7 protein-coding genes are annotated in these 11,027 nt (G+C 42.9%); 5 read left to right on the forward strand and 2 right to left on the reverse strand.

What is annotated here, in order from left to right:
- Nucleotides 1-1,659, forward strand: a 1,659-nt coding sequence (locus tag ACJHV0_RS09440) for a molybdopterin dinucleotide binding domain-containing protein (protein WP_483134026.1), incomplete at its 5' end; no start/stop codon positions are given.
- A gap of 99 nt (nt 1,660-1,758) precedes the next feature.
- Here ACJHV0_RS09440 and parC read toward each other — a convergent pair.
- Nucleotides 1,759-4,005: a DNA topoisomerase IV subunit A gene (gene parC / locus ACJHV0_RS09445; RefSeq protein ID WP_483134027.1), complete on the reverse strand. Its 2,247-nt coding sequence runs from the start codon at nt 4,003-4,005 to the stop codon at nt 1,759-1,761.
- 303 nt (nt 4,006-4,308) lie between these two features.
- Here parC and pnp point away from each other — a divergent pair, with 303 nt between their 5' ends.
- From pnp to tadA, 4 genes are all read left to right on the forward strand, one after another.
- Complete coding sequence (gene pnp, locus ACJHV0_RS09450) at nt 4,309-6,459, forward strand: polyribonucleotide nucleotidyltransferase (RefSeq protein WP_483134028.1); 2,151 nt, start codon at nt 4,309-4,311, stop codon at nt 6,457-6,459.
- Between the two features lie 82 nt (nt 6,460-6,541).
- Nucleotides 6,542-7,459 carry a lipoprotein NlpI gene (gene nlpI, locus ACJHV0_RS09455; RefSeq protein ID WP_025236132.1) on the forward strand — a complete coding sequence of 306 codons (918 nt, stop codon included), beginning with the start codon at nt 6,542-6,544 and terminating at the stop codon, nt 7,457-7,459.
- A 198-nt stretch (nt 7,460-7,657) separates the two neighbouring features.
- Complete coding sequence (locus ACJHV0_RS09460; RefSeq protein WP_483134029.1) at nt 7,658-9,472, forward strand: DEAD/DEAH box helicase; 1,815 nt, start codon at nt 7,658-7,660, stop codon at nt 9,470-9,472.
- 83 nt (nt 9,473-9,555) lie between these two features.
- The gene (tadA, locus tag ACJHV0_RS09465; protein ID WP_051411627.1) at nt 9,556-10,074 is read left to right on the forward strand and encodes a tRNA adenosine(34) deaminase TadA; all 519 of its coding nucleotides are present in this window, start codon (nt 9,556-9,558) and stop codon (nt 10,072-10,074) included.
- 39 nt (nt 10,075-10,113) lie between these two features.
- Here tadA and ACJHV0_RS09470 read toward each other — a convergent pair.
- Nucleotides 10,114-11,027: lytic murein transglycosylase (locus ACJHV0_RS09470; protein WP_483134030.1), on the reverse strand; the 914-nt coding region annotated here is incomplete at its 5' end.

Raw genomic sequence — 11,027 nt, forward strand, 5'->3', positions numbered from 1 at the left:
ACACTGTCGGAATACAGCGAAATTTGTGGCGTGCCGGTGCAAGTGATTGAAAACTTGGCGAAAAAATTCACCTCGCACGGTCACAAAGCCAACGCCATTACCCACGGCGGCACCATGCACAGCACCGGTTTCTACACCAGTTGGGCGATTTTGTTGCTGAATGCGATGGTCGGCAATATGAACAAAAAAGGCGGAATGTCGGTCGGGGCGGGTAAATTCAAAGATTTCGGCGATGGTCCACGTTACGATTTGGCGAACTTCCCGAACCAAGTGAAACCGAAAGGCACGAACCTTGCCCGCAGTAAAAAAGCCTACGAAAATTCGAGCGAATACAAGCAAAAAGTGGCGAAGGGCGAAAATCCGTATCCAGCAAAAGGGGCGTGGTATCCGTTCACCGGCGGGCAAACCACCGAGATGTTCACTTCAATGGTGCAGGGCTATCCGTATTCGGCGAAGGCGTGGATCAGCCATATGACCAACCCGGTTTATGGCTTGGGGGCGATGAATGCCTTGGCGGTGGAGCAGTTAAAAGATCCGAAAATCCTACCGCTCTTTGTGGCGATTGATGCCTTTATGAACGAAACTACTGCCCTTGCGGACTACATCGTGCCGGATACGCACAACTTCGAGAGTTGGGGCTTTTCAACGCCTTGGGGCGGTGTGCCGACCCGAGCCAGCACCGCTCGCCACCCGATTGTGCCGTCTAAAAATGCCAAAACCGCCGAGGGCGACACCGTTTGTATGGAAGCCTTTGTGATTGCCGTGGCGAAGAAAATGGGCTTGCCGGGCTTCGGCGAGAATGCTATTGCCGACCTTGACGGCAACACCTATCCGCTCAACCGTTCGGAAGATTACTTCCTGCGTGCAGCGGCGAACGTGGCGTTTGTCGGCGAAAAACCGGCCCCCGATGCCACCGAGCAAGATCTGCTTTTAACCGGCGTGCAACGCTTGATGCCGACCTTGCAACAGACGCTGAAAGCCGAAGAAGTACTGAAAGTGGCGAATGTCTATTGCAAAGGCGGTCGTTTTGCTCCGCACGAGTCTGCTTGGAAAGAGGAGAATATGGCATTCCAATGGAAAAACTGCTTGCAGATTTGGAACGAAACCGTCTCAAAAGCCCGCCACCACAGCAACGGCGAGCGTTATCTCGGCTGCCCGAGCTATATGCCACCTCGTTTTGCGGACGGCTCCACCCTCGAACAGCACTATCCACAAGCGGAATGGGGCTTCAAGCTGATTTCGTTTAAATCGAACATTATGAGTAGCGTGATTCCGCAGTTGCGACTGCTCTCGATCAAGCCTGAAGGTATTGTGGCAATGCACAGCGAAGATGCCAAAGAACGGGGGATTAAGCATGGCGATTCAGTTAAGTTAAGCACTCCGGCTGCCAGCCTGAACGTACAAATTATGGTGCTGGACGGTTTAGCACGAGGTACGATTGCGATTGAACACGGTTATGGGCATAAGCAACACGGGGCAACTGCCTACTCGATTAACGGTGTGGAAGTACCGGCTCACCCGATGATTCAAAAAGGGATTAACCTGAATGATTTAGCGATTGTGGATCATACCAGAACGGTGAAATCCCCAATGCTCGATTGGGTATGTGGCTCGGCAGTGCGGAATGGAATTCCTGCGAAAGTAGAGAAAATTGCCTAATTAAAACGTTCAAGCGGTCGGTTTTGCAGAATTTTTTGCAAAACCGACCGCTTGTGTTTTAAATATAAACGATTAGAGGATTTTTTAGCTTCGTAGAAGCTACTCTACAATCTCCACCGTAGAATTAGTACTTAATCCCCTCACTAATTGCGATCCTTTTCTTGCACGTTCGCCGCGGTAGTTGTCGATATCGCTTGGTTTGAGCGTAATTTTGCGTTTACCGGAAACAAACACGAGAGATTGTGTCGGCTTGATAACCAATAAGCGAGCCAAATATTCATCACCTGATTTTGCCGCTGCTGCGGAAATATTGATGATTTTATTGCCTTTACCTTTCGATAATTCAGGTAATTCGCTAACCGGGAACACCAACATTCTGCCGACATTACTCATCGCCACAAGCGATAAATTTTCATCATTTTCCAATAATTGCGGTGGCAGCACTTTTGCATTTTCTGTTAAAGAAATGACCGCTTTCCCCGCTTTGTTGCGAGACACCAAATCTTCAAAGGTACAAATAAAGCCGTAGCCCGAATCCGATGCCATTATCACTTTGGTATCTGAATTTGCCATTAGCACTTGCTGAATGGTTGCCCCTTCAGGTAAGGTGATTTTGCCTGTCAGTGGTTCGCCTTGTGAACGTGCCGAGGGTAATGAAGACGGATCTAACGCATAAGCTCGCCCTGTACTGTCTAAAAAGACCACCGGTTGATTACTTCTGCCTCGTGCGTGGGCGAGATACCCATCTCCAGCGCGGTAGCTTAAGCCTTCCACCTCAATATCGTGACCTTTGGCACAACGTACCCAGCCTTTTTCCGAGAGGATCACCGTGACATCTTCAGTTGGGGTTAAATCGCTTTCGGCAATCGCTTTCGATTCCGCACGCTCCACTAATGGCGAACGACGAGGGCTGGCGAAGGTTTTCGCATCTGCCTGAATCTCTTTTTTGATTAAGCTGTTCAAGCGGCGTTCCGAGCCTAAAATCAGCTGCAGTTCATCACGCTCTTTTTCAAGCTCTGATTTTTCCGCTTGTAATTGGTGTTCTTCCAATTTTGCCAAGTGACGTAAGCGGAGGTTTAAAATCGCTTCCGCTTGAATATCGGTTAAATTGAAACGTGCCATTAATTCCGCTTTTGGTTCATCTTCGTTGCGGATAATCTCAATCACTTCATCAATATTCAAAAAGGCGATCATCAAGCCGTCTAAAATATGCAAACGGCTTAAAATTTTATCCAAACGATAATTTAAGCGGCGAGTGACTGTTGTGCGGCGGAATGTGAGCCATTCCGTTAAAATCGTCAGTAAATTTTTTACTGCCGGCTTGCCGTCTAAGCCAATCATATTCATATTGACTCGATAACTTTTTTCCAGATCGGTCGTGGCAAAAAGATGATCCATTAAAGCATCAAAATCAATGCGATTTGAGCGTGGCACAATTACCAAACGGATTGGGTTTTCGTGGTCAGATTCATCACGAATATCATCCACCATCGGTAATTTTTTATTCCGCATTTGAGTGGCAATTTGCTCAATAATCTTTGATGGCGAGGCTTGGTGTGGTAAAGCGGAAATCACAATTTCGCCCTCTTCTTTTTTCCACACCGCACGCATTTTAGTTGAGCCACGACCTTGCTCATACATTTTCGCAATTTCTGCTTTTGGCGTGATAATTTCTGCCTCAGTTGGGTAATCCGGCCCTTGTACCACAGTCAGAATGTCATCTAATGTGGCTTTCGGATTATCCAATAGCATTACGCTTGCATCAGCAAGTTCATTGATATTATGTGGCGGAATATCCGTTGCCATGCCAACCGCAATCCCCATTGTGCCGTTCAGCAAAATATGCGGCAAACGGGCAGGCAGATATTTGGGTTCTTCAATCGAGCCATCAAAATTTGGCTGATAATCTACTGTGCCTTGTCCTAACTCCCCTAGCAAGACTTCTGCAATTTTAGACAGTTTGGATTCGGTATAACGCATTGCGGCGAAGGATTTCGGGTCGTCCGGTGCCCCCCAGTTCCCTTGCCCATCAACCAATGGATAGCGGTAAGAGAACGGCTGAGCCATTAACACCATTGCTTCATAACAAGCACTGTCGCCGTGTGGATGGAATTTACCTAACACATCCCCCACCGTTCTAGCGGATTTTTTATATTTTGCCGAGGCGTTTAAGCCTAATTCCGACATTGCATAGATGATACGGCGTTGCACAGGTTTTAAGCCATCACCGATAAACGGCAATGCCCTGTCCATAATTACATACATTGAATAATTGAGGTAAGCGTCTTCGGTAAAACGCTTAATCGGCATCTGCTCAATGCCTTCGTAATTGATTTCAGTCGTCATTTCTGATTTATTCTTATTGGAAAAATGAGCGTTATTTTCTACGATTTAACGATTTTAGTCTAGCTTGAAACGCAAGCGGTCATTTTTGTTTATCATTTTGCAAAAAATCATCAAAAAATAACCGCTTGCATAAGCAAAAAACAGGCGATTTTTTATGAAAACTTCTGTACAATAGACAAGTTTTATTTTTTATATTGAGAGGCGGCTATCAAAAATTCTTTTAGTGTTTGAGAGTTTTTTTGCTAGTCGCAATTTAGAAAAATAAAACGAAAATAATAGTAAATTCTTAAAAAGGAAAACAGAATGACTCCAATTGTTAAACAATTTAAATACGGTCAGCATACCGTAACATTAGAAACAGGTGCTATCGCACGCCAAGCAACGGCGGCAGTAATGGCAAGTATGGACGATACAACCGTATTTGTTACCGTTGTAGCAAAAAAAGATGTGAAAGAAGGTCAAGATTTCTTCCCATTAACAGTAGATTACCAAGAGCGTACTTACGCGGCAGGTCGCATCCCGGGTGGTTTCTTCAAACGTGAAGGTCGTCCATCTGAAGGCGAAACTTTAGTTGCTCGTTTAATCGACCGCCCTGTTCGCCCTTTGTTCCCTGAAGGTTTCTTCAATGAAATCCAAGTAATTGCAACTGTGGTTTCGGTAAACCCACAAATCAGCCCGGACTTAGTGGCAATGATTGGTGCATCAGCAGCATTATCATTATCAGGAGTGCCATTTAACGGCCCAATCGGTGCAGCTCGTGTCGGTTTCATCAATGATCAATTCGTATTAAACCCAACTACTTCAGAACAAAAAGTTAGCCGTTTAGATTTAGTGGTGGCAGGTACAGATAAAGCCGTATTAATGGTGGAATCTGAAGCAGATATTTTAACTGAGGAGCAAATGCTTTCAGCAGTAGTATTCGGCCATCAGCAACAACAAGTGGTGATTGAGAACATCAAAGAATTCGTAAAAGAAGCCGGTAAACCACGTTGGGATTGGGTTGCTCCACAACCAAATACTGATTTAATCAATAAAGTGAAAGCCTTAGCAGAAAGCCGTATTGGCGATGCTTATCGTATTACTGAAAAACAAGCTCGTTACGAGCAAATTGATGCAATTAAAGCGGAAGTAATAGCTCAATTAACGGCTGAGGATGAAACAGTGAGCGAAGGTGCTATCGTTGATATTATTACTTCATTAGAAAGTTCTGTAGTGCGTAGCCGTATTATTGCAGGCGAACCACGTATTGATGGTCGTACGGTAGATACTGTACGTGCGTTAGATATTTGTACAGGCGTATTACCTCGTACTCACGGTTCTGCAATCTTCACTCGTGGCGAAACGCAAGCATTAGCGGTTGCAACGCTTGGTACAGAACGCGATGCTCAAATCATCGATGAATTAACGGGTGAAAAATCAGACCGTTTCTTATTCCACTACAACTTCCCTCCATTCTCTGTGGGTGAAACAGGTCGTATCGGTTCACCAAAACGCCGTGAAATCGGGCACGGTCGTTTAGCAAAACGTGGTGTGTTAGCGGTAATGCCAACCGCTGAAGAGTTCCCGTATGTAGTACGTGTAGTTTCTGAAATCACTGAATCAAACGGTTCATCTTCAATGGCATCTGTTTGTGGTGCATCTCTTGCGTTAATGGATGCTGGCGTGCCAATTAAAGCAGCTGTTGCAGGTATCGCAATGGGCTTAGTGAAAGAAGATGATAAATTCGTGGTTCTTTCAGATATCTTAGGTGATGAAGACCACTTAGGCGATATGGACTTCAAAGTAGCCGGTACTCGCAATGGTGTTACGGCACTACAAATGGATATTAAAATTGAAGGTATCACGCCTGAAATTATGCAAATTGCCTTAAACCAAGCAAAAGGTGCTCGTATGCACATTTTAAGCGTAATGGAACAAGCAATTCCTGCTCCACGCTCAGATATTTCTGACTACGCTCCACGTATTCACACGATGAAGATCGATCCGAAGAAAATCAAAGATGTGATTGGTAAAGGTGGTGCAACTATCCGTGCATTAACCGAAGAAACCAATACTTCAATTGATATTGATGATGACGGTACAGTGAAAATTGCCGCAACTGACGGCAACGCAGCGAAAGCAGTAATGGCTCGTATCGAAGAAATTGTAGCAGAAGTGGAAGTAAACCAAATCTACAACGGTAAAGTAACCCGTGTTGTTGATTTCGGTGCATTTGTGTCAATCTTAGGCGGTAAAGAGGGTTTAGTTCACATTTCACAAATTACTAACGAGCGTGTAGAGCGTGTAGCGGATTACCTGCAAGTTGGTCAAGAAGTACAGGTGAAGGTGGTAGAGATCGACCGTCAAGGACGCATCCGCTTAACAATGAAAGATCTTAACAACACAAATTCAGAAGTGAATGCAGAAGAAACTGTATCTGAAGAGGTTGTAGCAACAGAACAAGAAAATATCTAGTTCTGGATTATAAAGGCGAATAACGGATACAATACTATCCGTTATTCAGTTTTTTAGTGTTCCTTAATAAGGATAGGCAGTGATGGTACAACTGTTTAAGTTGTTTCGAATCCGTTTCTTTTTACTTAATTTAGTTTCTGTTCTCGTGCTAACAGGTTGCACTGGTCGTTATTCTGATTTAGTCTCAATAAAGAACTTAGCATTAGCAGAGCTTAATCCCCAACTTCGTTTTGAACAAGAAGCAATGATGGTAAGGCTCAGCCAAGTATTGGAAGAAGCACCATTAACGCCCTCTGAACAAGCAGACCTCTATTTTGAAAGAGGGGTTATTTACGATAGCTTGGGATTGTGGTCTCTAGCCCGTTATGATTTTGCTCAAGCGATTTCGATTAATCAACGAATGGCAGCAGCTTATAACTATATGGGATTATACCTTCTACTTGAAGGCGATTACGACAGCTCAATTGATGCCTTTAATGCCGTATTAGAGTTAGATAACGAATATAGTTATACTTATCTAAATCGTGGTTTGGCATTCTATTATAGTGGTCGTTATTCTGAAGCTCAGCGTGATTTATTACGTTTTTACGAAGAAGATAAAAAAGACCCTTATCGCGTGTTATGGCTCTATTTTAATGAGCTGGAACTTACGCCAACAGAGGCTAAAAATAATTTACAAAAAAGAGCTAATGCCCTTTCTCCCGATTATTGGGGAACAAATATTGTAAATTATTTTTTAGGCAAGCTAAATTTAGCTCAACTTCGTGCTATAATGGATAGTGAAGCTAAAGAAAATAGCTCGCAATATGCGGAAATACTAACAGAAACGTATTTCTATTTAGCAAAACAACAACTCAAATTAGATCATAAAGATGAGGCAATCAGCCTTTTCCGCCTTGCTTTAGCAAATCAAGTGTTTAACTTCGTTGAGTATCGTTTTGCCCTGTTTGAACTATCACAAATTCGTGGTATGACTCAAACATCTCCCATTGTTGAATAGGGAAATAGGACAGACAAGCGGTTAATTTTGCAAAAAAACTTACAAAAATAACCGCTTATACTCAGGGGATTTTTAGAGCATTACGCTTTGTTATTTCGTTTCTTCCTAATCTCAACAATATAATTTTTTTATTGAATGCGGCAACAGGAAATAGCCTTTATTTTCTGTTCTCTGCCATTCCCAACTAAATGGTTTTTTATGACAACTGAATCTTTAACCTTTGCCGACTTAGGCTTACCTCAATCTATTCTTGATGCTGTGAACGATATGGGCTTTGTAAACCCTTCACCAATCCAACAAGAATGTATCCCTCATTTATTAGCCGGTCGAGATGTGCTTGGAATGGCACAAACCGGAAGTGGAAAAACAGCAGCGTTCTCTTTACCTCTATTAGCTCAAATCGATCCAACACAACGCCATCCACAAATGTTAGTGATGGCACCTACTCGTGAATTGGCAATCCAAGTGGCTGACGCCTGTGAACAATTTGCGAAAAATCTCAAAGGTACTCGTGTAGTTACTATTTATGGTGGACAACGTTACGACATTCAACTTCGCGCATTAAAACAAGGCTCACAAGTTGTTGTAGGAACGCCAGGGCGTATTCTTGATCATATTCGTCGTGGCACGTTAGATTTATCTGAATTGAAATTTATCGTATTAGACGAAGCGGATGAAATGCTCCGTATGGGCTTTATTGACGATGTTGAAACCATAATGGCTGAATTACCGGAAGATCACCAAACTGCCCTATTCTCAGCAACAATGCCAGAGCCGATTCGTCGTATTACCCGCCGCTTTATGAAAGATCCGCAAGAGGTTAAAATTAAAGCGACTGAACGCTCTGCTCCGGATATCGAGCAAAGTTACTGGTTAGTAAACGGTTTCCGCAAAAATGATGCGTTATTACGTTTCTTAGAAGTGGAAGAGTTTGATGCGGCAATTATCTTTACCCGTACCAAAACAGGCACTATCGACATTACCGAATTATGTGAACGCAACGGCTACCGTACCGCTGCCTTAAACGGCGATATGACTCAACAAGCCCGTGAGCAAACTTTAGAAAAACTTCGTTCAGGTCGTTTAGACATTTTAGTTGCAACTGATGTTGCTGCCCGTGGTATTGATATTGAACGCATTAGTTTAGTTATCAACTACGATATTCCACTTGAAGAAGAGTCTTACGTTCACCGTATCGGTCGTACCGGTCGTGCCGGTCGTTCAGGTCGTGCATTATTATTTGTTGAGCCTCGTGAACGTCGTTTATTACGCAACATTGAAAACCTAATCAAAAAACCAATTAATGAAGTGGCAATTCCAAACCACGAAGTATTAATGGAAAAACGCCGTGAGAAATTCAAAGCCCGTATTTCTAAACAATTAGAACATCACGATTTAGAAAAATATCGTGAGTTACTGGAAGATTTATTCACAGCAGACCAAGATCACGAAGAATTAGCAGCAGCAATGATGATGTTATTGCAAGAAAAACAAAAACTCATTCTTCCACCGGACCCTGTCGTTCGTGCCGCTCGCTCAGATCGTGGACGTGATCGTAATGACAGAAACGACCGTAGAACTGGTCGTGAGGAACGTCAAGGTAGCGGTATGGCAATGGATTTATATCGTATCGAACTTGGTCGTGAAGATGGAGTGGAAGTACGCCATATCGTATGTGCGATTGCAAATGAAGGCGATATCAGCAGCCGTTATATCGGGCATATCAAGTTACACGATACCTACTCGACTATTGAATTACCACAAGGTATGCCAAAAAATTTAGTGCAACACTTTGCTAGTAAAGCTCGTGTGTTAAGTAAACCAATGCAAATGAGCTTATTAGGACCGGCAAACAGTGCAAGCAATGCTAGCCCGTTTGATGGTGGTCGTGGCAAAGGTGAGCGTCGTGATCGCAATGATAGAGGCGGTCGCCGTGATGGCGGTTTTAGTAAAGACCGTAAAGGTGGCTTTAAAGAAAAACGCTTTAGCGAAAAGCGTGGTCGCCGTGATTAATTAACAAAATGCCCTAGTCAATAGGGCATTTTTCATATTACACTATTTTACAAGCGGTCTTTTTTCTATATTTTTTTGCAACTATGTTTATAAAACCTAATCAAATTTCTTGTTCAACAGAAATTTCCGAACAAGATATTGCCTTTATGCAATACGCTTTAGATTTAGCTGATTTAGCTGAAGCAAAAGGCGAAATACCAGTAGGGGCGGTGTTAGTCGATAAAAATCAAAATATCATTGGAAAAGGTTGGAATCAAACGATTCAATTATCTGATCCCTCTGCTCACGCTGAAATGCAAGCTATCCGCCAAGCAGGGCAAATGATTGGTAATTATCGACTATTGGATTGTACGCTCTATGTAACACTTGAACCCTGTCCAATGTGTGCAGGGGCGATTTTACATAGCAGAATTGGTCGGTTGGTGTTTGGTGCAAGTGATTATAAAACAGGTGCAGTAGGCTCACGTTATCATCTATTTGAAGATTATAAAATGAACCATTTTTTAGAAATACAAGGCAACGTGCTAGGGAAGGAATGTAGCCAAAAGATAAGCGATTTTTTTAAGAGAAGGCGAGAAGAAAAAAAGCATAATCATAAGTAAAAAGGCATAGTAAAAAATGTGCTATGCCCTCTAAATGTACTATTGACCAACTGATACTAAAATTCTATCTGCAAATTTACCGATACTAATACCAAAATTATTCGATTTGTTCCAATCCATTAAGGTACGGAAATTACTAGACACCAAAAATGCTCTGCCTGCCTCTTTATCCGGGCGGATTAACCAGACTTTTTTACCATTTAAGCGAGCCATTTTTGCCACTTCTTGATCATTAGGGTACGCAAGATACACACCTAATGACTGCCATTCAGCTAAGGTTCTTACCTTATTGGCTTCAATGCCTGAAAAACTTAAATCCATTGGAGCGGATAAATTCACTTCCACTCCCCAAGGTAATTGCTTATCCCAACCAACGGTGGAAAGATAATTTGCAATAGAAGCAAAAGCATCGGCTTCATTCTCCCAAATATCTTTTTTGCCGTCATTGTTGCCATCAGCCGCATAGGTTAAATAGGAAGTTGGCATAAATTGGGTTTGTCCCATTGCACCAGCCCAAGAACCAAGCAATTCATAGCGTTTAATCGTACCATCATTAAGCATTTTCATTGCATTTACGAACTCTTGTGTGAAGAGCTTTTCACGGCGACCATCAAAAGCAAGAGTAGCTAATACCGAAAGTACATCAAAATCGCCTTGATTACGCCCGAAGCTGCTCTCCATTCCCCAAAGTGCCAGAATATACTCTTTTTGTACACCATATTTTTGGCTTGCACGAGTTAAATCTGCATTATATTCATACCAACGTTCAACCGCTTGATTTACTTTGGTTTGATTTAATACTTTATTCAAGTAATTCGTTACGCCATTTGGATTTGGCGGTGGGGGCGGTAAATTTGGATCACGTTTACGAGCCGCTTGCTGCTGGTCTAACTGAACTGCTCTCGCATTATAATTAATAAATTTCTGCTCATTTAATGTTTTTGCAGAAACGC

The organism is Mannheimia sp. (assembly GCF_056854775.1).

Excerpts from the sequence above, each read along its gene's own strand:
- parC (WP_483134027.1), bottom strand. The coding sequence starts at position 4,005 with ATGACGACTGAAATCAATTACGAAGGCATTGAGCAGATGCCGATTAAG.
- pnp (WP_483134028.1), top strand. The coding sequence starts at position 4,309 with ATGACTCCAATTGTTAAACAATTTAAATACGGTCAGCATACCGTAACA.
- nlpI (WP_025236132.1), top strand. The coding sequence starts at position 6,542 with ATGGTACAACTGTTTAAGTTGTTTCGAATCCGTTTCTTTTTACTTAAT.
- ACJHV0_RS09460 (WP_483134029.1), top strand. The coding sequence starts at position 7,658 with ATGACAACTGAATCTTTAACCTTTGCCGACTTAGGCTTACCTCAATCT.
- tadA (WP_051411627.1), top strand. The coding sequence starts at position 9,556 with ATGTTTATAAAACCTAATCAAATTTCTTGTTCAACAGAAATTTCCGAA.